The 22,385-nt window shown below is 59.3% G+C and carries 24 protein-coding genes; 11 read left to right on the top strand and 13 right to left on the bottom strand.

From position 1 onward, the window contains the following. Positions 1-3: 3 nt before the first annotated feature. Both gshB and SynA1528_RS11980 read left to right on the top strand, forming a co-directional pair. Positions 4-927 (top strand): glutathione synthase, encoded by a 924-nt coding sequence (gene gshB, locus SynA1528_RS11985; protein WP_186586935.1) that lies wholly within the window; start codon positions 4-6, stop codon positions 925-927. Between the two features lie 100 nt (positions 928-1,027). Further along, complete coding sequence (locus tag SynA1528_RS11980) at positions 1,028-2,548, top strand: GMC family oxidoreductase (protein ID WP_186586934.1); 1,521 nt, start codon at positions 1,028-1,030, stop codon at positions 2,546-2,548. Positions 2,549-2,616: 68 nt separating this feature from the next. Here SynA1528_RS11980 and SynA1528_RS11975 read toward each other — a convergent pair whose 3' ends face one another. The 6 genes from SynA1528_RS11975 to SynA1528_RS11950 all read right to left on the bottom strand — a co-directional run bounded on the left by SynA1528_RS11975 (position 2,617) and on the right by SynA1528_RS11950 (position 9,664). Continuing rightward, positions 2,617-3,609, bottom strand: coding sequence for a hypothetical protein (locus SynA1528_RS11975; protein WP_186586933.1), 993 nt, complete (start codon positions 3,607-3,609; stop codon positions 2,617-2,619). A 54-nt stretch (positions 3,610-3,663) separates the two neighbouring features. Then, positions 3,664-4,551 (bottom strand): outer membrane protein, encoded by an 888-nt coding sequence (locus SynA1528_RS11970; protein WP_186586932.1) that lies wholly within the window; start codon positions 4,549-4,551, stop codon positions 3,664-3,666. A 94-nt stretch (positions 4,552-4,645) separates the two neighbouring features. Continuing rightward, a complete protein-coding gene (locus SynA1528_RS11965; RefSeq protein ID WP_186586931.1) occupies positions 4,646-5,821 on the bottom strand; it encodes an aldo/keto reductase in 1,176 nt (391 codons plus the stop codon). Positions 5,822-5,970: 149 nt separating this feature from the next. After that, positions 5,971-6,960 carry a nuclear transport factor 2-like protein gene (locus SynA1528_RS11960; RefSeq protein WP_186586930.1) on the bottom strand — a complete coding sequence of 330 codons (990 nt, stop codon included), beginning with the start codon at positions 6,958-6,960 and terminating at the stop codon, positions 5,971-5,973. 102 nt (positions 6,961-7,062) lie between these two features. Then, entirely contained in the window at positions 7,063-8,202 is a 1,140-nt protein-coding gene (locus SynA1528_RS11955; RefSeq protein ID WP_186586929.1) for a nuclear transport factor 2-like protein, read from the bottom strand. Positions 8,203-8,260: 58 nt separating this feature from the next. Next, complete coding sequence (locus SynA1528_RS11950; protein ID WP_186588470.1) at positions 8,261-9,664, bottom strand: isochorismate synthase; 1,404 nt, start codon at positions 9,662-9,664, stop codon at positions 8,261-8,263. A 70-nt stretch (positions 9,665-9,734) separates the two neighbouring features. Between SynA1528_RS11950 and menA the strand changes: the two genes are divergently transcribed. Genes menA through SynA1528_RS11925 form a run of 5 tightly spaced genes read left to right on the top strand, consistent with a single transcriptional unit; the run spans position 9,735 to position 13,254 of the window. Continuing rightward, a complete protein-coding gene (gene menA / locus SynA1528_RS11945) occupies positions 9,735-10,667 on the top strand; it encodes a 2-carboxy-1,4-naphthoquinone phytyltransferase (RefSeq protein WP_186586928.1) in 933 nt (310 codons plus the stop codon). Then, entirely contained in the window at positions 10,667-11,641 is a 975-nt protein-coding gene (locus SynA1528_RS11940) for an o-succinylbenzoate synthase (RefSeq protein WP_186586927.1), read from the top strand. Before menA ends, SynA1528_RS11940 begins: the two co-directional genes overlap by 1 nt. Then, positions 11,638-12,801 (top strand): AMP-binding protein, encoded by a 1,164-nt coding sequence (locus SynA1528_RS11935; RefSeq protein ID WP_186588469.1) that lies wholly within the window; start codon positions 11,638-11,640, stop codon positions 12,799-12,801. Before SynA1528_RS11940 ends, SynA1528_RS11935 begins: the two co-directional genes overlap by 4 nt. Beyond that, the gene (locus SynA1528_RS11930) at positions 12,794-13,072 is read left to right on the top strand and encodes a TM2 domain-containing protein (protein ID WP_186586926.1); all 279 of its coding nucleotides are present in this window, start codon (positions 12,794-12,796) and stop codon (positions 13,070-13,072) included. The genes SynA1528_RS11935 and SynA1528_RS11930 overlap by 8 nt, the downstream gene beginning before the upstream one ends. After that, positions 13,072-13,254 carry a hypothetical protein gene (locus SynA1528_RS11925; RefSeq protein ID WP_186586925.1) on the top strand — a complete coding sequence of 61 codons (183 nt, stop codon included), beginning with the start codon at positions 13,072-13,074 and terminating at the stop codon, positions 13,252-13,254. Before SynA1528_RS11930 ends, SynA1528_RS11925 begins: the two co-directional genes overlap by 1 nt. On the opposite strand, the gene SynA1528_RS11920 is transcribed toward SynA1528_RS11925, so the two are convergent. The 3 genes from SynA1528_RS11920 to SynA1528_RS11910 are packed head-to-tail and all read right to left on the bottom strand — an operon-like array spanning position 13,251 to position 15,332. Beyond that, the gene (locus tag SynA1528_RS11920; RefSeq protein ID WP_186586924.1) at positions 13,251-13,709 is read right to left on the bottom strand and encodes an acyl-CoA thioesterase; all 459 of its coding nucleotides are present in this window, start codon (positions 13,707-13,709) and stop codon (positions 13,251-13,253) included. The genes SynA1528_RS11925 and SynA1528_RS11920 overlap by 4 nt on opposite strands. Positions 13,710-13,729: 20 nt before the next feature. Next, a complete protein-coding gene (locus SynA1528_RS11915) occupies positions 13,730-14,104 on the bottom strand; it encodes a DUF2752 domain-containing protein (RefSeq protein ID WP_186586923.1) in 375 nt (124 codons plus the stop codon). Between the two features lie 43 nt (positions 14,105-14,147). After that, on the bottom strand, positions 14,148-15,332 hold the full coding sequence (locus SynA1528_RS11910) for an NAD(P)H-quinone oxidoreductase subunit H (protein ID WP_186512119.1): 1,185 nt from the start codon (positions 15,330-15,332) through the stop codon (positions 14,148-14,150). A 54-nt stretch (positions 15,333-15,386) separates the two neighbouring features. Between SynA1528_RS11910 and rsmH the strand changes: the two genes are divergently transcribed. After that, entirely contained in the window at positions 15,387-16,271 is an 885-nt protein-coding gene (gene rsmH / locus SynA1528_RS11905) for a 16S rRNA (cytosine(1402)-N(4))-methyltransferase RsmH (RefSeq protein ID WP_186586922.1), read from the top strand. Here rsmH and SynA1528_RS11900 read toward each other — a convergent pair. Both SynA1528_RS11900 and SynA1528_RS11895 read right to left on the bottom strand, forming a co-directional pair. After that, on the bottom strand, positions 16,258-17,055 hold the full coding sequence (locus SynA1528_RS11900; RefSeq protein ID WP_186586921.1) for a hypothetical protein: 798 nt from the start codon (positions 17,053-17,055) through the stop codon (positions 16,258-16,260). The two genes, rsmH and SynA1528_RS11900, sit on opposite strands and share 14 nt — an antisense overlap. A 9-nt stretch (positions 17,056-17,064) precedes the next feature. Further along, the gene (locus tag SynA1528_RS11895) at positions 17,065-18,153 is read right to left on the bottom strand and encodes a cysteine desulfurase family protein (protein WP_286187959.1); all 1,089 of its coding nucleotides are present in this window, start codon (positions 18,151-18,153) and stop codon (positions 17,065-17,067) included. Positions 18,154-18,275: 122 nt separating this feature from the next. On the opposite strand from SynA1528_RS11895, the gene SynA1528_RS11890 reads away from it, so the two are divergent. From SynA1528_RS11890 to SynA1528_RS11880, 3 genes are read left to right on the top strand one after another with little or no spacing between them, the layout of a single operon-like run. After that, a complete protein-coding gene (locus tag SynA1528_RS11890) occupies positions 18,276-18,803 on the top strand; it encodes a hypothetical protein (protein ID WP_286187830.1) in 528 nt (175 codons plus the stop codon). A 24-nt stretch (positions 18,804-18,827) separates the two neighbouring features. Beyond that, the gene (locus SynA1528_RS11885; RefSeq protein ID WP_186586920.1) at positions 18,828-19,565 is read left to right on the top strand and encodes a response regulator transcription factor; all 738 of its coding nucleotides are present in this window, start codon (positions 18,828-18,830) and stop codon (positions 19,563-19,565) included. Next, positions 19,562-20,509, top strand: coding sequence for a pseudouridine synthase family protein (locus SynA1528_RS11880; RefSeq protein ID WP_186586919.1), 948 nt, complete (start codon positions 19,562-19,564; stop codon positions 20,507-20,509). The genes SynA1528_RS11885 and SynA1528_RS11880 overlap by 4 nt, the downstream gene beginning before the upstream one ends. On the opposite strand, the gene bchM is transcribed toward SynA1528_RS11880, so the two are convergent. Both bchM and SynA1528_RS11870 read right to left on the bottom strand, forming a co-directional pair. Then, a complete protein-coding gene (gene bchM, locus SynA1528_RS11875) occupies positions 20,473-21,186 on the bottom strand; it encodes a magnesium protoporphyrin IX methyltransferase (protein WP_186586918.1) in 714 nt (237 codons plus the stop codon). The two genes, SynA1528_RS11880 and bchM, sit on opposite strands and share 37 nt — an antisense overlap. Before the next feature lie 27 nt (positions 21,187-21,213). Then, complete coding sequence (locus SynA1528_RS11870) at positions 21,214-22,365, bottom strand: amidohydrolase family protein (protein WP_186586917.1); 1,152 nt, start codon at positions 22,363-22,365, stop codon at positions 21,214-21,216. Positions 22,366-22,385 lie beyond the last annotated feature (20 nt).

Genomic DNA, 22,385 nt, shown 5'->3' with positions numbered 1-22,385 from the left:
GCCATGCGCCAGCTGTTCGTGCTGGATCCGCTGCCGCAGATCCGGCCGGAGAAGGATTCCACCGCCGCCTTGATGCAAGCGTCCCAGCGCGCCGGGGATGACATCTGGGCCTGTACGCCGTCGGATCTAATTGCCCGAGGTGATGAGCCCCTGGCGATGGCGGTGCCGGTCACGCCGGACCCCTGGATCACCGTAGGAGCACCGGAACGTCAGTCCCTGGCTGGGTTCGACGTGATCTGGATGCGGAAGGATCCGCCGGTGGATGAGGCTTACCTTTACGCCACACACCTGTTGGAAGTGGCTGAGCGGGCCGGCGTTCGTGTATTGAACCGTCCCAGTGCGCTTCGGGCCTGGAACGAAAAGCTGGGTGCCCTGCGCTTCAGCCGTTGGATGGCCCCCACCCTGGTGGCCGGTCGGGTCAGCGAGCTGATGGCCTTCGCCCGGGATCAGGGTGACGTGGTGCTCAAGCCCCTGGGTGGTCGGGCCGGGCTCGGTGTGATTCGCGTGCAGGCTGAGGCCCCAGGCCTGAAGGCGTTGCTGGAGTTGGTGACGGAACAGGAGCGGTTGCCGGTGATGGCCCAGCGCTTTTTGCCCGATGTGACCGAGGGGGACAAGCGGATCCTGCTGGTGGATGGTGAACCTCTCGGTGCTGTGAACCGTCGCCCGTCGGCAGGGGAATTCCGCAGCAATCTGGCGGTGGGTGGCCAGGCCGAGGCGACGGAACTGAGCGAGCGGGAACGTCAGATCTGTTCCGCCCTGGCCCCGGCGCTGCGGGCGGAGGGATTGTTCTTTGTCGGCATCGATGTCATCGGCGGCATGCTCAGCGAAATCAACGTCACCAGCCCCACCGGCGTGCGCGAAGTGGAACGGTTAATGAACCAGCCATTGGCGGATCAAACGATCGAACGGTTGCGACAGCTGCTTTAAATCCGCACAGCTAGCGCGAAATGAATTTTTCGATTTTTCACATAAGACTTCTCTCAGACCGGGGTCATTGCTACCTGAAGGGAAATACAACTATCTCCCGATGAGTCAGCGATTCGACACAATTATTGTAGGAGCCGGAGCAGCTGGTTGCATCTTGGCCCGTGGTCTTGCAGATGCAGGCCAAGGTGAGGTTTTGCTCTTGGAGTCCGGAACTGACGGTCAGGAGCCTCGCTTTGTTGAGTCCGGAATCTCAAATCTGTTCCAATCATGGTTCACAGAAGCCGACTGGCAGTTAAAAACCACCCCACAAGTCGGCCTGGGTGGCCGGGAAGTTTTGATTAATCAAGGCAAGGTCCTTGGAGGTGGAACGGCAATCAATGCCATGATGTATGTGCGTGGGAGTCGTTTTAATTTCGAGGAGTGGTATCAAACAACTGGTGGTGATTCGAATTGGTCTCCTGATCAATTTCAAGCAATGTTCAAGGAGCTGGAACATTGCCTAGGAGACTACGGGGAGGATGTGCTCCGTGGGAAAAATGGCCGGATGTCCATTAATCATCCTCCTCGCCCAAGTGCTGCGTCGGGTTCATTCCTTGAGGCCTGTCAGGCACTGGGTTATCAGCGTGCCGACTTCAATGGTTCTCAGCAGAATGACCGTTGCGACTACATGCAGCTGATCATTGATGCTGAAGCCAAACGTTCAAGCACTGCGAATGCATATTTAAGAGGTGTTCTTCCAGCCAATTTAACTGTGCGCTGCAATAGCAATGTTCAGTCGTTACTGATTGAGAACGGTCGCTGCCTCGGCGTTCAACTTTCCTCCGGTGAAACGCTGGAGACAAAACATGTCATCCTCAGCGCCGGGGCCTTGCAAAGCCCAGGCTTGTTGATGAAGTCAGGTGTTGGTCCCAAGGATTCACTTGAATCGGCGGGCATTCCTGTCAAAGTTGATCGTCCAATGGTCGGACGCAACCTTTCAGACCATATGCGAGTGATGGTGGCCTATCGCTCAGAGGCTGATCCGGGTGCAACCGATTTTCTTTGTGAAGCTGCGTTGTTTACACGCTCTGGCTTGAATGCCGGTCTAGAAACTGATTTGCAAATCAACTTCTCGGCTGGAGTCGATGGGTTTGTGGCCGAGGAGTTTCTGCCCGAGGGTGGTCTTGAGCATTCGGTGATTTTCGTCCCCGTTCTTGGGCGTCCTCGCAGCCGTGGCTCCATCCGGCCTGTACGCTCTGACGAGGGTGTGACCTTCGATATCAATCCTGCTTATCTGGAGGATCCAACGGATCTACAGGTTTATCAGAAGGGCCTTGAGATTGTTCGTCAGATTGCATCGTCAGATGCCATGAAGCCCTATTGCGCCGAGGAACTCTGTCCGGCTGATCATTTTGCTGATGCTGACTATTTGAAAAAGTACGCAACAACCATCTGGCATCCAGTTGGGACCTGTGCTGTGGGTGCATCGGAGGATGCGGTGTGTCGTCCAGACTTCAGTGTTCGCGGTGTAGAGCAATTGAGCGTTGTAGATGGATCCGTTTTACCTTCGCTGACGAGTGGTAATCCACAAGGGGCGATCTTCGCTGCTGCCAGCACGGCTGTGAAACAGTTCAGTCTATAAAGACAAAATAAGGGTGTGTTTGCTAATAAACACTCCCTTATATTTATTGGCTATTTAAAACAAATAGCTCAGAAGGTGGTCGTTAGGCCAAAATTGTAAACATGCTTATTGGAGCTTCCATCACCATTCAAAATAAAGTCTGTGGTCGTAGGGCCTAAATTGATATATGTGTAGCCAATGCTTGCATACGTTTTGATGGTTTTACTGGATAGACCAGAAATTGGCACCGTAAACTCTGGACCCACTGAGAAAAATCCATAATCATTGCCATCATAAAACTTGTTGCCGAGGCCAACACGCATTGGCACTGCCAAAGTGACAGGGAAGTTCGTGTCGGACCCAAAAATATAAGTGGGTGTAATGCCAGGCTCAAAAAGAAAGGCGTCAGGCTGCAGTCCAATCTGCGACTCCCATGGAATTTCGTAGATCAACAAGAATTGCGGTTTCAAGGCAAAGTTGTCGACAACCATTCCCGTGTCATCCATTGAAAGAACAGCTTTCAAGAATGCTCCAGGCCCGAACGCACCAGCCGGAGATTGAAGCTCAGTGAGAGAGGTCGTCAGATTGAATCGATCTTGGAAGGTGACTGATAAACCCGTAACCAAATCAGCTTCCGTGTAGTAACGATAGGGTGATGTAGGGCTTGAGAGATCTTTATTGGTGCTGATATCGTTCCAGGATGAGATAAAGCCAGTAACATTATTAATGAAACTGTCTTCAGAATTGTCAAGAACCTTGTCAAAGAAGGTGTATCGCAATGCCAGCATTGGCTGGATCGTCACACCTTCATCTTGTAAAACAACACCGAATGAGATGTATTGAGACTTGAAGTCAAGCTTGAAAACACCCGAGAAACGCGGATCTGTAAATGTTGTTTTTTGGCCTGCAGGAGTCGGATCATCGGATCCAGGATTGGCACTCACGCGAGTAGATGCTAAATCTTGACGTTCTTTTTCGATCCTTTCCGCTAGAGCATATTCAATTTCATCCTCGTACATGTAGTATTCATCTGCATGAGCAGGTTGAATGGCGAGAGGACTGGCAAGAAGCAGGCTGAGCATTAGGGACCGTTTCCAGGCCCGATCTGACAAAGACGAAAGTAATTTCATTATGAATTAGAAGGTATAGCGAACACCGGTTTTCAGGATCCAGTTACGGCTTCCTTGAGGCTGCAAATTACCAAAATCTGTGTTTTCTAGCAGAAAACCGTCTACAAATGAGTATTTACCACCTAGAAAGAACTCAGCTTGATCTGTTGCGAGATAGCTGATACCTGCTTCGAGTGTCATAACAGGATCGGTGGAGGCTCCATTAGCCTCGGCACCTAACCCGGCAAATGGGAAAAATGAGGGGGTAACACCCTTCAAAGTTGATGTTTGTAAACCAATCCCTGCTCCTAGATAAGGCCTAAACCTTCTTTCATGACCAAACCCATTCAGATCATAATATGCATTTAGTGTGTAGCTTTGCAGTTTTACATCACCATTACCGGAAACTTTAGACGATCCATCCTGAAGAATGACATCTTTATTTTTAGGATCTCGGAAGAGTTGGCCACCATTACCTGCTCGCATATCGCTGACATCATTATTCATTTCAGAGTATTCAAACGCGAAACGGAAATTGCGGTCGTAGCGATAGCCAACAGCTAGACCACCGTAGAGGCCCTCGTTGAAGAACAACTGAGTATTGCCATTTTCCCCTGACCATTCACGCTGTTGTATCCCGATATCGGCCTGTACGTAAATTCCGTTTTTGGGCAAAGCAATCTTTTTGCCTTTTCCGTAAACGCCTGCGGCTTTCTTTAATTTGATCAGCTCAATTTCGAGCTCTTTAATTCGATCAGCAATCTGTTCTGGTGTGATTTCAGACTCGGAGTCCTCAATGACTGCCTCAGCGGGTTGAGAGCCAGGCAGCCAATTTGTGGATTCCGACTCTTCTCCTGCAAGAGCAGGTGAAGCAAACGTCGCAAGACATGCAATGATTGCTGAAGTCCGCTTCATCTAAAATAAGCATTTGAGGAATTCTACTGCTTTTTTCTCTGCAGGATAAAAAGTCTGAAAAACGCCACAAACGTCCTGGATTCAGCTGGGCGGGTCAGCCCTCCATCTGAAACTGATAGGGATGAGGAACACGGTGGTTTTCAATCATTGCCTCGGTCTCTCCATAAAGCAGTGCCCTTGAGAAGAAGTTGGGGAGTGCTGGGCTTCCGTACTCAAGCATCGTGTATGGGTAAGCGCCAAAGGCCGGGTACGGCGATGTGATCGCAGGTGATGAGATGGCATTGATTTTTGCCATTTGTTCGTCACTGAGTTCAAATTCTGTAGCTCGCAATGCATCAGTGAGTTGCTTAGCGGTGCGTACTGAGAAAATCGGAATCGTGACGGTCTCCTTTTGTTGCATCAGCCAGCGCAGCGCAAATGCAGTCCATGGCTCTCCAATTTCGTCCACGATGGGTTGAAGTTCTTTCAGGATGGCCAGGTTCCTCTGGGTTGCTTCGTACCAGAATTGACTGCTGTCCTTGACGTGCGGTAGTACTCGATTCGGAATTGAGGGATCCACGGAATCGGTGGTGTATTTACCCGATAAAAGTCCACCGTGAAGTGGGGACCAGCAGGTCATTCCAATGTCGAGTTCTTTGCACATGGGCAGGTATTCTGGTTCGTGCGACCGCTCGACCAGGCTCCACTCATTTTGTAGTGCAATGAACGGGTGCAGACCGTGATAATCGGCATAGGTGTTCATGCGTGAGACCTGCCACGCAGGCACACTGGACAAGCCTGCATAGAGGACTTTGCCTTCTTTGATGAGATCATTGACACTCAGGACGATTTCATCAAATGGGGTTGTGTAATCCCAGATGTGAAGCCAAAGGACGTCGATGTAATCAGTTTTCAGGCGCTTCAAGCTGCCCTCCACCGATCGCCTCAGGTTTTTGCGGTGATTACCGCGGTTGTTCGGGTCTTTTTGATTGGTTGGCTTGCCAACACCATTGAAATCTGCTGCGCCATCACCCAGGGAATATTTCGTTCCGACAACAAAGAAATCTCTTTCTCTTTGAATGAAGTCACCGACCCACTGCTCTGACTGCGATTCTTGATATCGGTTTGAGGTGTCCAGATAGTTTCCACCTGCATTGGCGAAGCCTTCGAGGATCTTATTGGACTCTTCTTGATTGGCCCCTAAATCTCCCCAATTGGTCCCGAGCGTGCCACACCCGAGGCACATTTCGGAAACGCGTAGTCCTGACCTACCGAGAAGGCGATACTTCATTTGAGTCGTATTCGTACATATATACTCTAAATATTTCTGAGCTCCTGGCAATTGATTTGTAGAGCAACCCACAAAAAAGCCGGCCTTTTCAGGTCGGCTTCTGGATTCATCCCACAGGACTGTGGCGATTCAACTTTTCCTCGGATGATTTAGCAAGCATTAACGAAGGGATACTCTCCCTCGAAAGCGGTCACTGTGATCATGGTATCAAAAATTCCCTCATTGGAATTGACGCGGCCTCCATTTTCAGACGATGCAGTTTGAACGATAGAGACCATGACGTCATAATGACGATTCGAAGGAATGGCCATGCGCTTTTCGCGTGTATTCACGATCACTTTGTCGTTCTCATAGAAGTACTCCTGGATTTCGAATTCACGGTCGTAGCTGTGTTCCCACTGATCTGCGAATGTCTGAATAAAGGCGTCGATTCCTTGGCGAACCTCTGAGTCGGCAAAGGGGAGAAGGTCTGGATCGCCTTGGAATTTAATCAGCGCGTCGGGTTGGGTTACTGGCTCGAGAGCTGTGAGTCCAGATGTGTCTCCTGTTTTGCTACCTTGAATTCCTCCGAAGGTGCCAAACCAGTTACCAACGATTCCGAATGCTGTTTGAGTATCGATGTCACGATCTCGGACAGGCTCCAACACATCATCCATGTTTGGGTTGGGAATCTGATCGTCCTCCCCAACAATGGCTTCAGCCATGGGGTAGCTGTCGTAGTGGAAGCGAAGATCTGAGATTCGATCCTTCGCATTAACAGTCATGTAGGCAATTTGGTCGAGACGAAACGACTTGCCGTTTTCTCTGACAGTTGAGAACTGGTCTGTGGCCGCAGCAATTCTGTCGGTTTGAGGCGTAAATTCAAAGGTTGGACTGACAGCAAAACTGTTGGACAGGACGTCATGAACTGGCATCTCTTCAGTAGAGACCAGTTGGCGCAAACGTTTGAAGTTTTTGATTACTGTTGATCGGCCCTCAAAGACGCCGCCGACTGAAGAAATCAGGCCGGCCTGACCAGACCTGTCTAGTACGACATCTTTGGCCAAAAAGGGACGAAGATCTCTGGCAGATGCCTCTCCTTTCAAATAATCTTCGTAGACTGCGAGAAAGTTTGATGAAATCTCTGCTGCAGTGGCCATCTTTAAGCTGGGTATGCTTAACTTTATTTTAACTAAAATTTCGCAGAACGACCTTCTTTGATCTAAAGAAAAGATTAAACTGGCATGGTGCCCTGCAAAGTATTACGCCAATGGTCCAACGTAGCTTTGGGTAGGAATTGGAAAAGGCTCTGATCCGTAGGTTGCTTCCACGATCGGTGCTGTATCAAATAACCCTTCCGTTGACGCAGTGAGTTGAGGGAGGTCAGGGTTTTCCTCGTTGTTATGAATGTAGGTGATGATTGCTGCGTCCATAACAAACCGATTTCCTAGGCTCGGCCCATGGCCTTCTTCGGAAAAACCAGGTCCAGATGAAATCCGTTGTTCTTTATAGTTTGCGACAGAAATGTCATCAAGAGCATAGATTTCTTCCATCGTGAAAAGTTCACTGATGCTTTGCACCCATGAGCCTTTTTGTACGGCTAAATAGTCATCCTTCCCGATGCCAATTATGTCGCGGGCCGAGAGTTGAAAGTTGGGATCTCCCTGGAACTTGACTCTCACCTCGTCCGTTAGAACGGGTGCGATCACGTCAAGGTTGTCTGGATCTGGGGGTGCCGCGGTTGCAAATGTCCCGAAGAATGTAAATGTGCCGTTAATGGTCTGATCTGTGGTTACAGAACTATCGCGATACCCCTGCATCGCCTCGTCCATATCTGGATTGGCGATCAAAGGCTCCATGCCTGACATGGCTTGTGACATCACATAGGAGTCGAAGCGCATTTCAAAGTCGTTGACTTTGTCGTCATCGCCGACTGTGAAGAAGCTCGCGACATCAAGGCGGAAATTGTTGTTGGTATTTTTGGCCGTTGCGTAATGGTCAGAGAGTATGACCACCCTGTCCGTCATGGGTTCTGTTGCCCACGTCACCGGATCTGTGATGGTCAATGATGTGCCGAATTCCCCGCCGATGACGAAATCAACTTCGACTGAGTCGGTGGTGATTTCTTTGCGGAGTGCCTTGAACCGCTTCATCGCGTTGGAGCGTCCATTAGGAATGCCGTCGCTGTAGAGAGGATCTCCCGTGCCGTCGTTTTTGACGGGTTGATTGGATGCTCCGTAGGCGTTGGAGACAATTCCTGGTGTGCCAGAGACTTTCAAGTTGAAATCTTTAGACATCAAAGATCTCAAAGCTTTTTTGCTTTCCTTCCTTTCTCCTTTTTCGCTTTGCAGGTAAGCGACAAAAGCGTCATAAAAATTTGACGCAACATCGTTTGCTGCCATTTCCTCGATTAATTCATTATTCTTATTTTAGTATTGCTGAAGGAGGGGAACCCTTTGATCAGGCATTTCTGACATTAAAAATTGTTGCTGCGTCAAATTCCTTAATCAGAACTTGTAATTTTAGATCTACTTCTTGCATTTCCCGATCCGGGCATGAGCCGCGAACGAGCCCTGCGCCGGCTGTGAACTCCATCTGATGTCCTCGGGCGTGGCCGCAGCGAATGGCGACACGAAGCTCTGCATCACCTTGGTTATCAATCCAGCCAATAGGTGCCGCATAGTTGCCTCGCTCGAAGGGTTCGAGCGTGCGCAACCAGGCCATGGCTTCCCGTCGTGGCAAGCCAGCGACGGCAGGGGTCGGATGCAGCTGTTCTGCCAGCCTGAGCACTGGCCTTTCCTGCACCTCAGCCGTGATCGGGGTGTGCAGATGGGTGAGTTGGCCGTGGCGGGCCAGCTGCGGCAGGCGGCGGCGACAGGGTGTCAGTCCCATCTGCAACAGCTGGTTGGTGAGCGTGTCCACCACCAGCTCATGTTCACGACGATCTTTGTCAGAGCGCAGCAGTTGGTTTCCGTCATCGCCCTCGCCTGCGGTTCCGGCGAGGGCATCGCTGCGCAGCCAGCCACCCCTCAGGCTCAGCAGACGTTCTGGGGAGGCGCCGAAAAAAGCGTCGTCTGCGTTCCGCTGCCATAGAAAGCGGCAGCTTCCGGCCTGCTGACGCCTCAGTCGCTGCAGCAGGGGCAAGGGATTGAAGTGCGTGTCCAGATCAATGGTGTGCCGCACCGCCAGCACCAGCTTGTGCAGTTCCCCCTTGTTAACCAGATCGATGCCTCGTTCGACAGCACGGCTGTAGCGCTGTTTCCAATGCTCTGTGTTGCCGTTGGTCAGCTGCGTCGGTGATCGACTGGACGCGACTTGGGGCAGCTCTTTCTGAAGTTGTTCCCATTTGAGCCAGAGCTGTTCGGCCAGATTCCGGGCTTCGGCGGTGGCGTTGACGACCCCATTGAGGCGGAGCCAGCCACGGCGTCCCTGACGGGTGAGCTGCCAGCGGGGCAGCACCGCCTCGACAGCTGGGGGGTGCATGACTCCGTGGTGGTGTTCCCCGACCTGATCGAAGAATCGGAAGCGCAGCACCACCCTTGGCCTGGCCTGGGCGGGGCAGACGGGCCTGGTGTCCACCAGACGGCTGAGGCTGAGATCGGCGAAGCGCTGGGCCAGTTCGAAACGACGTGCACCGTCCAGTTCCAGTTGCTGGCAGGACCCGGCAGCCGCCAGACAAAGCCCTGGGGCACCGTCCATGAGCATCTGGAACGGGGCTTGATCTGCCAGCACCGGCAGGGCCTGAAGCGGGTCAATGCCATCGAGGGGCAGGGCCAGGCTGAGCAGCGTGTCCTCTCCTCCTGCGGCCATCCAGCCCTGCCGGGAGGCCTCGAGAACACTGCTGAACGAACAATCAGCCGACATCTGCGGCGGTTCCGGCCGGGGATACTGTTCAAATGTATGGGTGATCACCCGCGGGAATCGGGTCCAGTCCATGGTTAAGCCGCAGGCTGTCGCATCCCGTTACGCCGAACGGCGTTTGCTGTGGAAAGCCGCGATCAAGTGGCCGATGTATTCCGTGGCGGTGATGCCGGTACTGCTGGCGGCGGGGTGGCGCCTCGGTGCCGTTGGATCGCTGCGCTGGACGCAGTTGTTCGGGTTTCTGTTGGCGGCCATCCTGCTGCTGCTGTGGGAGAACCTCAGCAACGATGTGTTTGATGCGGCCACGGGTGTCGACACCACCGGCAAACCCCACTCCGTGGTGAACCTCACCGGACGGCGGGACCGGGTGGCGCTGGGGGCGACCTCCGCCTTGGCCCTGGGGTTGTTGTTGATGGGTTGGTTGGCCTGGAGCAGCAGCTGGACGGTGTTGGCCCTGGTGTTGGTGTGCTGCGGACTGGGTTTCGTGTATCAGGGCCCGCCATTCCGCCTTGGCTATCGCGGCTTGGGTGAGCCCCTGTGCTGGCTGGCATTTGGGCCTTTTGCCACCGCAGCGGCCCTGATGGTGTTGCAGCCCAGGGGGGTGACGTCGATTCCTTGGGAAACCGCCTGGATGCTGGGGTCAGGGCCGGCCCTGGCCACCAGCCTGGTGCTGTTTTGCTCACATTTTCATCAGGTGGAGGAGGATGCGGCCCACGGCAAACGTTCACCGGTGGTGCGTCTCGGCACAGGACGGGCTGCGGCGTTGGTGCCCTGGTTTGTGGCTTTGACGCTGGCGCTGGAGTGGCTTCCGGTTCTGAACGGAGACTGGCCTTTCACCGTGTTGCTGAGCGGTCTGGGGCTTCCGGCGGGTCTGGCTTTGATCCGATTGATGCGGCGTTGCCATGACCAGCCCGACCGCATCAGCGGGAGCAAGTTTCTGGCCCTGCGGTTCCAGGCCTGGAACGGCCTGGGTCTGGCGTTTGGACTGGCCCTGGGGGGGCTGTGATGCCTCTCCAGCTGCAGTGGCGCCGCTTTCGCTTTTTGCTGCAGCAGCCATTGCGCACCGCGGCGGGGGTGATTGAAGACCGCGAAGGCTGGCTGTTGCGGATTGAGGCGAGCGATGGTGCTCTGGGCTGGGGTGAGGTGGCGCCGCTCGATCCAGCCGAGCGATCGCCGTGCGCTGCTGGTTTGCAGCAGCTGACTGGTCAACTGCTGCATCGATCACAGCTCGAGCAGCGGCTGCCCAGGCTGTCTCCCGCCTTGGGCTTCGGGGTCGGGGCAGCCCTGGCGGAGTTGGACGGTTTGGTGGGCAGCCCTGGCCGACAGGGGTGGCTGGCGGCGCCGAGGTCTGCTGAGCTGCTGCCGGCAGGTGAGCGGATGCTGCCGCAACTGGAGCAATTGCTGGAACAGCGGGGTCGTCAGCGGGAGTTGACGCTGAAGTGGAAGGTGGCGGCGGACCCGGACCCGAAGGAGTGGTCGTTGCTGGAGATCTTGTTGGAGCGGTTGCCATCCACGGCGTCCCTGCGGCTGGATGCCAACGGTGGCTGGAACCGGGCCACGGCCCGCCGCTGGATGGAACGGCTGGTGGGGGATCCACGCTTCGCCTGGCTGGAGCAACCTCTGGCACCGGACGATCAGCAGGGCCTGAAGGATCTGGCGGGCCTGGGGCCGGTTGCCCTGGATGAATCCTTGGACCAGGACCCATCGCTGCGGAACCGTTGGGGCGGATGGCAGGTGCGGCGTCCGCTGCTGGAGGGGGATCCCCGGCCGCTGTTGCGGCAGCTGCAGGAGTGCGTGCCTTATCGGATGCTCAGCACCGCCTTTGAAACGGGAATCGGGCGCCGCTGGCTGCATCATCTGGCGGCGCTGCAGCTGCAGGGGCCGACGCCCGTGGCACCGGGGCTTGCGCCGGGCTGGTGTCCCTCGGGCCCCTTGTTCAGCGACGACCCGGCTGCGGTGTGGGAGGCGGCCTCACCATGACGGCCCGTGAGCTGCTGCAAGGGTTCCGCGACGGGCGCTGGATGCCCCTCAGGGGAGCGGAAGCGCTGCCTCAGCAGCTGTTGCCGCCCGGTCCAGGAGTGCTGGTGAGCAGCGGCGGCAGCAGTGGTGGTCGGCGGATCTGTCTGCAACCTCTGAAGCATCTGGATCAATCAGCAGTTGCAACGGCTCACTGGTTGCAGGGCATCGGTCTGGATCCGGGGGAGGTGCTGATCTGTAATCCCCTGCCGATGCATCACGTCAGTGGATTGATGCCTTGGTGGCGCAGCCACTGTTGGGGGGTGCCCCACCTTTCCCTTGAGCCCACTGCGCTCAAGCAGCCTCAGGAGTTGATCGGGACCTGCGAAGCGCAGGCGGGGTGGGGCCAGAGGCCTGCCCTGTTGTCCTTGGTGCCCACCCAGCTCGGTCGGCTTCTGGCGGATCCAAGCGGTATCGACTGGCTGCAACGCTTCAGCGTGATCTGGGTGGGGGGTGCCGCGCTCCCGGCTGTGATGGCTGATCAGGCCCGCCAGGCGGGAATCAGGTTGTCACCTTGCTACGGCGCCACGGAGACGGCGGCGATGGTGACGGCTTTGCCGCCGGAACGCTTCCTGCAGGGGGACGACAGCTGCGGTGTCCCGCTGATGGACGTTGAGCTGCGGCTGGCTGCAGATGGGGCCCTGGAGGTGAAAACGGGGCGTCTGGCGATCGCCTGTTGGCGGCCGCAGCAGCCTGAACAGTTGCAGGGCCTGCGCGACGCCGGTGGTTGGTGGCGTTCCGGGGATCGGGCTGTGCTCGAGGCGGATCTGCGCATCCTGGGCCGGCTGGATGGGGCCGTGATTTCCGGGGGTGAGACGGTCTTTCCGGAACAGCTGGAGGCCCGCCTGCTGGCCTCAGGCCTGCCACTCCAGGCGGTGTTGCTGCTGGGGCGTCCTGATGCGGACTGGGGTGAGCGGTTGGTGGGTCTGGTGCGCAGCAGCACTCCCGACATCGTGGAGCGGTTGCAGGACCTCACCCGACTTTGGCCTGCGGCAGAGCGGCCGCAGCGTTGGGTGCTCTGTCCCGAGCTGGCGCCATCGGAGGCCGGCAAGTGGCATCGACGTCGTTGGCAGGCCTGGTTGCAGTCGCAAGAATCAGGGAACCCGCCAGACCCCGATGGCTGAGCTGTCTGAAACCGAGATCAGCAACAGGAAGCTGGCAGCTGGCTTGCTGGGAATCTTTCTGGGCTCCTTCGGTATCCACAAGTTTGTGCTGGGCTACAACAACGCCGGGATCATCATGTTGGTGGTGGGCCTGGCCGGTGGAGTGGTGACCTGCGGCGTTGCCACTGGTGTGATGTCCATCATCGGGTTGATCGAGGGGGTCATTTACCTCACCAAATCCACCGACGAATTTCGCGAGCTCTATCTCGATCAGGAGAAACCCTGGTTCTGATGTCGAGCTCTGGCTTCCGGCGATCGGCCAGCACCGCCCTGCTGTCTGGGACCGCACTGTTCAGTACGGCAGCCCTGGTGGGCCATGGGTCCGCGGGGTTTCATCCGTTGGCCTGGGCTGCTGCCGTGTTCCCTTTGCAGTGCGCAGCCCTCGTCTGGGCCTGGCAGCGACGGCGGGACTAGAGGCTAGTGATCTGGCCCAAGCCAGAGGCTTCCAACCAGAGGTCCACGGGCTCAGGCAGCGGGCAGCGCTCACGGGAGTCTGAACGGATGGCCAGATGACGGATCAGGCCGTTGGCCACAACAGTGGTCTCGAGTTGGAACGTCGTTCGCACCTCGAAGCAACCAGGGTCGAGCCGCTGGGGCTTCAGATGCACGCGCAATCGATCACCACCATGCACCGGACGCAGGAAGTCGGCCTGGCAGTGCACCACCGGTAGGGCCACCGCTGGCCATTGCTGCTGGCCGCGGCAGCCCGGGAAGATAGTGCCGGCGTCGATGCCGTAACGCTCCAGACTCTCTTCCCAGGCTTCGTGGCACCAGCGCAGCAGGTGATGGAAGTGCATCACACCGGCGGCATCGGTGTCTCCGAAATGAACCTGGCGTTCCAACTTGAGCCAGTGGTCTTGTGAGGTCACGGCAATCGGCGGCGAATGGTTCAAGGCAAAGCCGGGAACCCCAGGATGCCTTCCACCCCAAAGCCATAGCTGAGGGTCAGCCGTAACAGCCAGAACATCAGCAGCGCCGTGGCGACCCCCAGCCAAGGGAACCGGCCTTCAGGCAGTGGGACCAACCGTCGTCGAACCAGGGCCAATGCGCTCCAACTGAGCAATCCAGCCGCGGCCATGGGGCCAAAGGCATGCCACTGGATGGAACCGTGCAGATCACCGCTGAGTGCAGCGGCGGTGGCGCGGGTGAGGAAGCAGGTGGGGCAGGGAATACCGGTCAGAGACCGCAGTGGGCAACTCCAACCTGGTAGCTCCGGATGAAGTCCTTTCAGCCAGAGGGTCCCGGTGAGAACCGACGGCAGCACATACCCCGTCCTGCGGACTCGCTGGAGGAAACGGTTCAGGACCTCAGCGATCCACAGAGCCCATGATCACGTCGATGGAACCAAGGATGGCCATGATGTCGGCCACCTTGTGTCCCTTGAGGATGTGGGGAAGGATCTGCAGGTTGTTGCTGTCGGCAGCGCGGATCTTGAAGCGCCAGGGGGTGACGTCGTTGTTGCCCTGAATGAACACACCGATCTCGCCTTTGCCGGACTCCAGCCGGGTGTACAGCTCGCCGTTGGGGATCTTGAACGTGGGGGCCACCTTCTTGGCCACATACTGGAAGTCGAAACCGGCGGCGTCGCTGCCCTTGCCTTCATTGAGCCTTTTGGCTTCGAGGTTTTCGGTGGGACCGCCGGGGATCATGTCGCAGGCCTGCCGCAGGATCTTGAGCGACTGGCGCATTTCCTCGATGCGCACGCGGTAGCGGGCGTAGCAATCGCCTTCCTTCTCTGACGCAACTTGCCAGTCGAAGTCGTCGTAGCACTCGTAGTGATCCACCTTGCGCAGGTCCCAGGGCACCCCGGAGGCGCGCAGCATCGGCCCCGAGAGGCTCCAGTTGATGGCGTCCTGCTTCTCGATCGTTCCCAGCCCTTCAATGCGGCGCCGGAAGATCGGGTTGTTGGTGATCAGCTTTTCGTATTCATCGATCTTGGGGCCGAACCAGTCGCAGAAATCGCGGCACTTCTCCAACCAGCCCCAGGGCAGATCAGCGGCGACGCCGCCGATGCGGAAGTAGTTGTTGTTGATCAGCCGCTGGCCCGTCGCAGCTTCCCAGAGGTCGTAGATCATCTCCCGCTCGCGGAAGATATAGAAGAACGGAGTCTGAGCACCAACGTCCGCCAGGAAGGGGCCAAGCCAGAGCAGGTGGTTGGCGATGCGGTTGAGCTCCAGCATCAGCACCCGGATGTAGCTGGCTCGCTTGGGCACCGGGATGTCCGCCAGTTTTTCTGGGGCGTTCACCACCACCGCCTCATAGAACATCCCTGCCGCGTAGTCCATGCGGCTCACGTATGGCACAAACATCACGTTCGTGCGGTTCTCAGCAATCTTCTCCATGCCGCGGTGGAGATAGCCGATCACCGGTTCGCAGTCGACCACGTCCTCACCGTCCAGCGTCACCACGAGCCGCAGCACCCCGTGCATGGAGGGGTGGTGGGGCCCGAAGTTCACCACCATGGGCTCAGTGCGCGTTTCCAGCTGCGTCATGGGAGCGGCGGTCCGATCGATGAGTAGATCTTAGGTAGTCCTCGCCTCGGGCCTGTGCCGTTGTTCAGCCATGTGCCCGTGCTGGCGGAAGCGGTGCTGGATGCAGCCCGCCAGATCCACCGTGCCGATGGCCTGTTGATCGACGCCACCCTCGGCGGTGGCGGCCACAGCGCCCTGCTGCTGGAACAGCATCCCGGCCTGCGCTTGATCGGCCTGGACCAGGACGCCACGGCCCGGGCCGCGGCGGCGGAGCGCTTGGCTCCCTTCGGCGATCGCGTCTCGATCGTGGCCACGAATTTTGCCGACTACGTGCCGCCCGAGCCCGCTGTGATGGTGCTGGCAGATCTGGGGGTGAGCAGCCCGCAGCTGGATGTGGCGGAGCGGGGTTTCAGCTTCCGCCTGGATGGCCCCTTGGACATGCGGATGAATTCCAGCGGTGAGGGGGAGACCGCGGCTGAGCTGATGGATCGCCTGGAGGAGAACGAGCTGGCGGATCTGATCTATGGCTATGGGGAGGAGCGGCTCTCCCGTCGCATCGCCCGGCGGATCAAAGCCGACCTCAAGGAGAAGGGTGCATACGAAGGCACGTCGGCCCTGGCCTATGCGGTGGCCGGTTGCTACCCCCCCAAGGCTCGCCGAGGTCGGATCCATCCCGCCACCCGCACCTTCCAGGCCCTGCGGATTGCGGTGAACGATGAGCTGGGGGTGCTGGATCGTCTGCTGCAGCAGGCTCCCGATTGGCTGGAGCCCGAGGGCCTGCTGGGGATCATCAGCTTCCATTCCCTGGAAGACCGCCGCGTCAAGACCGCTTTCCTGCGGGATGAGCGCTTGCAACGAATCACCCGCAAGCCGGTGGTGGCGACGGAGCAGGAGGAAGAGGCCAATCCCCGCAGCCGCAGCGCCAAATGGCGCCTGGCCCGCAAGGTTACTGATCCCTGAGCAGGCCGGCTTGGTCCTCCTGACCGAACAGCTGCCGATAAGCAGCGCCTGTGATGCAGACGCAGACTGGGGCGGCGGCTACCAGGCCGACGACACAGGCCAGAAGCCCCAGCAGCAGGATCACCACCTGCAGGACCAACAGGCCGAACACTTGCCACCACTGATCCTGCACCACGCTGATGCCGCGCTGAATCGTGGCGATCGGGTTGAGGCCCTCGAGCAGAGCAATGAAGCCAAGAAAGCTTTGGTTCACCTGGATGTAGGTGGCAAACAGAGACCCGAAGGCCAGGGTCAGCAAGGCCAGGGGGCTGCGGCTGAAATTCAGGGCCAGCTCAAGGGCGGCAGCACTGCCGGCGTCCGCCAGCTGCGGATCGCTTGGGTCCACCGTCAGCGCCAGATTCATCAGCGGAGCGAACACCGTCCAGGCATCGGCGGCATTGAGGGCCACGACGATCACCAACAGGGCGATGGGCAGCAGCAGGAGGCAAAGCACCAGCTGCCGGCTGAACAGACGCCATAGGGCAGCCCCGTTCCAGCGGGTGAAATCGTCAAAGCGAGGTGCGGTCCCCCCCAGGGCGATCCAGGAGCCGCGGATCAGGCCAACACCGCCCCATAGGTTCACCAGCGTTGCCAGCAGAGCGCCCAACACAGGAATCAGATTGGCCAACTGGGCCAGCAGCGAGCTGAGCAGCACAAACCCCACAAAGGCCCAGGGGGCCAGTCGAAAGGCCCGCCATCCCTCCTGGATGGCAGCGCCAACGGAAAGCTCGGCCCGGGTGCTCATGGATCCAAATCACTCGAGCTGAACGTAGGTAGATCTGCGCTGGGCTGCAGCGACGGTCTCACCCACGGCGATCACTGCTTGGTGGACGTCGTCCGCTGTGGTGTCGCGCCCCAGGCTCAGCCGCAGGGAGGCTTCGGCTTCAGCGCGCGAACGGCCGATCGCTTGCAGCACGTGGGAGGGGGCGCCGTTGCTGCAGGCCGAGCCGCTGCTGCAGCTGAGTTGCGGTTTGAGGGAGCGATGCAGGCGGCTGCCGTTCACCCCGGGCAGGGTGATGTTGAGGTTGTGGGGCAGCCTTGGTTGCAGGGCCCCATTGAGCAGCACGCCGGGGAGGCGCTGCTGCAGGCCCTCCCAGAGTTGATCACGCAGTCCTGCCAGCCGCTGCTGCCGTTCTTCCCGATCGGCCATGGCCAGCTGGGCAGCCTTTGCAAAACCCACGATCAGGGCGGTGGGCAGGGTGCCGGCCCTCAGGCCCGCCTCCTGGCCCCCGCCCCATTGCAGGGGTTGAAGTCCCAGACCCTCTCGGATCACCAGAGCACCGATTCCCTTGGGGCCATAGAGCTTGTGGGCACTGAGGCTCAGCAGATCAACGCCCAGGGCATCGGGCTCGAGAGGGATGTGACCGAAGGCCTGGGCCGCATCGCTGTGCAAGGCGATGCCGTGGTCGCGACAGACCGAAGCCAGCTCCGCCAGCGGTTGCAGCACGCCAATTTCGTTGTTGGCGGCCATCACACTGACCAGCCGGGTGTCGGGGGTGATCGCCGCACGCAGCTGCTGCGGATCGATCAGCCCGTCCGCGCGCGGTTGCAGCAGCGTGACGGCAAATCCCTCGCGCTGCAGTTGATGCAGCGGATCGAGCACCGCGTGGTGTTCGGTGGCCACGCTGATCAGATGGCCGCTCCCCAGGGCTCGGGCATGGCCGAGCAGCGCAAGGTTGTTGGCTTCCGTGGCACCGCTGGTGAACACCAGCCGCTGGGGCGTGATGGCCAGGGCTTCCGCGATCTGCCTGCGGGCCAGGTTCACAGCCGCTGAAGCGGTGAGTCCGAGGCGGTGCTGACGGCTGGAGGGATTGCCCCATTCCTCACTCCAGTAGGGCGCCATCGCCTCCACCACCTGAGCCGCACAGGGCGTGGTGGCCTGGAAATCAAAGGCAAGAGGACGGCGTGACAGCTGGTTTGTTCACACTGTTGCGATCATGCTTGGCCACGTAGTTGACCATCGGCATGGGTCTGCGATTCCCGACGGCCTGGTTCGGCCTGGCCCTGTTGCTGGCCCCCCCTGGCGCCGCTGCGATTGATCGCCAGGAGGTGTTAGAGCAGATGAAGAAGTCCCGCCCCGCTGATCTGAAGGTGCTGATCGAAACGCCGGATGCCGGTGGCCTGCGCACCATCGGCATCTATGCAATCAAGCCCAGCGCCGCTGATCCGGACGTGCGGCAGTACAAGATCTGGGAAGAGCTGCCGAATGATCTGAACATCTACTTCGAGTCGGTGAATTGCAGTGCTGCCAATCCCTTGCGGGTCAAACGAACTGCCACGGCGGTGTATGTGCGCAACCTCAACCCCGGCGGTCCTGTGAGCGACACCAACCGTGAGGATCATCTGGTGTGGTGGGCAGCCTGTGTTCCCGAAGTGGCGGGAACCGAACCAGCGACGTTGCGCCAGAAGGCCCTTGATCTGGGCTATTCGACCCTGATTCCCGAACGTCAGCAGCAGTTACCCGCACTGGCTCCGAAGTCTCCCCGTCCATAGGCTTCTGTCAGAGCGATTCCGGCCATGACCGACACGCCAATTCCCAGCCCTGACGCGCAGGAGGCTTCTGTGCCGGCCCCGCGGCTGCTGCTGGTGGATGACGAGCCGGGGCTGCGGACGGCAGTGCAGGCCTACCTCGAGGACGAAGGGTTTGAGGTGACCACCGCCGTGGATGGCGAAGAAGGCTTCACCAAGGCGCAGCAGATGCTTCCTGAGGTGGTGATCAGCGATGTGATGATGCCGCGGCTCGATGGCTACGGGCTGCTGAAGAAGCTGCGGGCCGATGAACGCCTTGGAGGCACCCCGGTGATCTTCCTCACCGCCAAGGGAATGACGGCGGACCGCACCCAGGGCTACCTGGCGGGGGTGGATGACTACATCCCCAAACCGTTCGATCCCGATGAGCTGGTGGCGCGGGTGCGCAATGTGGCCCAGCGGCAGCAGCGGTTGCTGCAGGAGGCGGCCCGCTTTGCGGATACGGATATGGGTCAGATGGCCAAGCAGATCACCGAGATCCGCTCGCTGTTGGCCCAGGCGGAAGCACTGCCTTCCACTGAGCCCGTGGTGCACAGCTTCACGCCGCGGGAGGCGAGCGTGCTGCAGCTGGTGGCGGAAGGATTGATGAACAAGGAAATCGCCCGTCAGCTGGAGACCTCCATTCGCAACGTTGAGAAGTACGTGAGCCGGCTGTTCAACAAGACGGGTACCTCCAGCCGCACGGAACTGGTGCGCTACGCCCTGGAGCACCGTCTGGTGACTTGAAGCCTGCCGCGCTCAACAGCGGTTGGACCTACCGCGACAGGGTGCCGCGGGTCGGCGTCAGGACCCTGGTGAGCGAATGGCTGGCGCATCGCTACCGCCACTCCGAAGCATTGATCTGGCAGCAGAGGATCGCTGCGGGCGAGCTGGAGTTGAACGGAGCAGTTCTCTCTGGTGATCAACAGCTGCAGGGCGGTGAGATCCTCTGTTGGAGCCGGCCGCCCTGGCTGGAAGAGGCGATTCCCGATCACTGGGACACGATCCACGACGACGGCGATCTGCTGGTGATCAACAAGCCCTCGGGGTTGCCGGTGATGCCCGGCGGTGGCTTCCTCCGCCACACATTGACGGCCTTGCTCGAGCCCACCGGTGCGCGGCCGGTGCATCGGCTGGGGCGGTTCACCTCCGGCCTGCAGGTGTGCGCGCGCACGTCGCCAACTCGCGCCCTCTGGTCCAAGCAGTTCCGGCCGGATGGCGGCTGCCGCAAGGTGTATCAGGCCTGGAGCCAGCGGGTGCCTGGATTGGAGCTGGGGCGGTGTTTGACGGTGAGCAGTGACGTGGTGGAACGGCCGCATCCGCTGCTGGGTTGGATCTGGGGGCCGGAACCCCTGGATGAGGAGCCAATCCGCAAACGGCTTTCAGCCCACTCCGAGTTCGAGCTGTTGGAGCGCACGGCTGAGGGTGATCGTTTGCAGGTGACGATCTCCACCGGTCGCCCCCATCAGATCCGTATTCATCTGGCGCAGCTGGGCAGCCCGCTGCTCGGAGATCCGCTCTATCTGCTCAACCGAGAGATTTCCGCAACAGCAACCCCAGGGGATGGGGGCTACCGGCTGCATGCCTGGCGGTTGTCCGGACTCCCTCAGTTGGGGGAGTCCACACTGCAGGTCGATCCCCCGTTTGAGGGAGATCAGGCCTTGCGGAATTCGATCAGGCGGGAGAAGTAGAAGGGGGCCTTGTTCAGGCTGCGGCGCACCAGCTTGAAGCCGCAGGCTTCCGCCGCTTTGACGATGCCTGCTTCCTTGAGCGTGTAGGCCCGGGTGGTCTTGCTGGGGCCTGGGAACAGCTGGCCGATGCCCTTCAGCAGCGCCAGCAGCGGTGTGTAGGGCGCAAAGCTGACGATCAGGCGCTGTTCGGTGAGGCTGCAGAGGTGCTTCACCATCTCCTCGGCCAGTTGCTGGGGGTAGTGAATGAACACATCCAGGCAGCACACGGTGTGGAAGGAACCCTGAAGGCTCTCCAGGTCTGAAGCGCTGAAACTGAGCTTTGCCATGTCCAGACCTGCCGCGCGGGCGCGTCGGTCGGCTTCCTGGGCCATGGCTTCGGAGATGTCGCTGGCGCTGATCGAGCCGGCCCCCATCTCGGCCAGCGGCAGGCTGAGGCTGCCGACGCCGCAGCCTGCATCACAGAAGCTCACGTCGTTGAGCTCATCGCTCTCCTTGATCCAGGCCAGCACCTCATCGACGGTCTTCTGGTGGCCGATGCGGATGTTGCGCTGCACCTTGTTCACCTCATCGCTTTCGCTGTAGATGCGGTTCCAGCGATCGAAGCCCGTGGTCTCGAAGTAGCCCTTCACCTCCTGCTTCTCGGCCTGTTTCTGCTCCAGCAGTTGATCGGGGGCCATCGAAGGTTGGACGTATTCGGCGGGATCTTAAGCAGCGCAGGCCCAGTGCAGATCTCCAGCCGCTTGGCGGCTCCAGCGCAGCTGTTCCTTCAGTGGTTTCCCCAGCAGGGCGTCCTCCACCCCCGTGCCGCCATCGCTCAGCCGCCGCGGCGCCACCGTGGCGCTCCAGATTGCAGCGCCGGGTTCATCGCTCCAGCAAGCAAGACGTCTGACACCCTCCAGCTGGGGCAGGGTCACCCCGGCGAAGGTGCCGTCCTCCAGCCGGCAGGTGCCGTTCTGCACCAGCAGCACCCGCTTGTCCCAGCGGTGTTCGCCATCCGCCAGGCCGTAGGGAGCCAGGGCATCGCTCACCAGCACCACCTGCTCCGGGGCCAGCCGTTGCAACAGCACCGCCATGGTCGGGTCCACGTGCACCCCATCGGCGATCAGGCCCAGGGCGATACCGCCCCGCCGGCAGGCTTCCCCCAGTGGTCCAGGCGCCCGGTGGTGCAGTCCTGGCATCGCATTGAAGGCATGGGTGATCATCTCCACCCCCAGGTCAAAGGCCTGGCCCGCCTGCTCTGCCTTGGCGGCACTGTGCCCGAGGGCGACGGCGATGCCCAGCTGCCGCAGCCGCTGGATCACCACGGCGGCCCCCTCCAGTTCCGGCGCCAGGGTCACCAGGGCGATCTCCGATTCAAAACCGCCGATCCGCTGCTCCAGTGCCTCCAGGCTGGGGGCTGCCAGATGCTCCATCGGATGCGCACCGCGGCGGGCTTCCGCCAGGAACGGACCCTCCAGATGGGCCCCCAGCAAACGGCAGCGGCTCGGCTGATGCTGCCGCCGCGCCTGGCGCAACACCTCCAGGGCTCGACGTAACGGGCCAATGCCACAGGTCACCAGGGTCGGGGCAATCGCCTCGACACCGTCCTGCCACAACAGCTCCAGCAGCGCGATAAGCCGCGGCAGATCCTGGTCGACCAGTTCAGTGAAGGCCAGCCCCAGACCACCGTTGATCTGCAGGTCAATGCCGCGGGGGCTGAGCCAGTCGCCGTGCCAGTTGGTGCCATGGCGTTGTTCCGCCTCAACCTGGGGCTGGATGGCAACGATGCAGCCGTCATCGTTGAGATCGACCCAATGGCGTCGCTCCCTGTCGCTGCCGAGGGGTGCGGGCAGGCGCACATCGGTGATCCGTCGCATCAGGTCTGGCCGAAGGGGCC

Source organism: Synechococcus sp. A15-28 (assembly GCF_014280175.1).
GTDB lineage: Bacteria > Cyanobacteriota > Cyanobacteriia > PCC-6307 > Cyanobiaceae > Parasynechococcus.
Note: the sequence above shows the minus strand (reverse complement) of the source record. Positions and strands in the feature narration are given on the sequence as shown.

Excerpts from the sequence above, each read along its gene's own strand:
- SynA1528_RS11930 (WP_186586926.1), top strand. The coding sequence starts at position 12,794 with ATGGCTGAGCTGTCTGAAACCGAGATCAGCAACAGGAAGCTGGCAGCT.
- SynA1528_RS11940 (WP_186586927.1), top strand. The coding sequence starts at position 10,667 with ATGCCTCTCCAGCTGCAGTGGCGCCGCTTTCGCTTTTTGCTGCAGCAG.
- SynA1528_RS11895 (WP_286187959.1), bottom strand. The coding sequence starts at position 18,153 with ATGGCGCCCTACTGGAGTGAGGAATGGGGCAATCCCTCCAGCCGTCAG.
- SynA1528_RS11925 (WP_186586925.1), top strand. The coding sequence starts at position 13,072 with ATGTCGAGCTCTGGCTTCCGGCGATCGGCCAGCACCGCCCTGCTGTCT.
- SynA1528_RS11900 (WP_186586921.1), bottom strand. The coding sequence starts at position 17,055 with ATGAGCACCCGGGCCGAGCTTTCCGTTGGCGCTGCCATCCAGGAGGGA.
- gshB (WP_186586935.1), top strand. The coding sequence starts at position 4 with ATGCGCCAGCTGTTCGTGCTGGATCCGCTGCCGCAGATCCGGCCGGAG.
- SynA1528_RS11935 (WP_186588469.1), top strand. The coding sequence starts at position 11,638 with ATGACGGCCCGTGAGCTGCTGCAAGGGTTCCGCGACGGGCGCTGGATG.
- SynA1528_RS11970 (WP_186586932.1), bottom strand. The coding sequence starts at position 4,551 with ATGAAGCGGACTTCAGCAATCATTGCATGTCTTGCGACGTTTGCTTCA.
- menA (WP_186586928.1), top strand. The coding sequence starts at position 9,735 with ATGGTTAAGCCGCAGGCTGTCGCATCCCGTTACGCCGAACGGCGTTTG.
- SynA1528_RS11910 (WP_186512119.1), bottom strand. The coding sequence starts at position 15,332 with ATGACGCAGCTGGAAACGCGCACTGAGCCCATGGTGGTGAACTTCGGG.
- SynA1528_RS11975 (WP_186586933.1), bottom strand. The coding sequence starts at position 3,609 with ATGCTCAGCCTGCTTCTTGCCAGTCCTCTCGCCATTCAACCTGCTCAT.
- SynA1528_RS11955 (WP_186586929.1), bottom strand. The coding sequence starts at position 8,202 with ATGGCAGCAAACGATGTTGCGTCAAATTTTTATGACGCTTTTGTCGCT.
- SynA1528_RS11950 (WP_186588470.1), bottom strand. The coding sequence starts at position 9,664 with ATGTCGGCTGATTGTTCGTTCAGCAGTGTTCTCGAGGCCTCCCGGCAG.
- SynA1528_RS11980 (WP_186586934.1), top strand. The coding sequence starts at position 1,028 with ATGAGTCAGCGATTCGACACAATTATTGTAGGAGCCGGAGCAGCTGGT.
- SynA1528_RS11890 (WP_286187830.1), top strand. The coding sequence starts at position 18,276 with ATGGGTCTGCGATTCCCGACGGCCTGGTTCGGCCTGGCCCTGTTGCTG.
- SynA1528_RS11870 (WP_186586917.1), bottom strand. The coding sequence starts at position 22,365 with ATGCGACGGATCACCGATGTGCGCCTGCCCGCACCCCTCGGCAGCGAC.
- SynA1528_RS11965 (WP_186586931.1), bottom strand. The coding sequence starts at position 5,821 with ATGAAGTATCGCCTTCTCGGTAGGTCAGGACTACGCGTTTCCGAAATG.
- SynA1528_RS11885 (WP_186586920.1), top strand. The coding sequence starts at position 18,828 with ATGACCGACACGCCAATTCCCAGCCCTGACGCGCAGGAGGCTTCTGTG.
- SynA1528_RS11960 (WP_186586930.1), bottom strand. The coding sequence starts at position 6,960 with ATGGCCACTGCAGCAGAGATTTCATCAAACTTTCTCGCAGTCTACGAA.
- bchM (WP_186586918.1), bottom strand. The coding sequence starts at position 21,186 with ATGGCCCCCGATCAACTGCTGGAGCAGAAACAGGCCGAGAAGCAGGAG.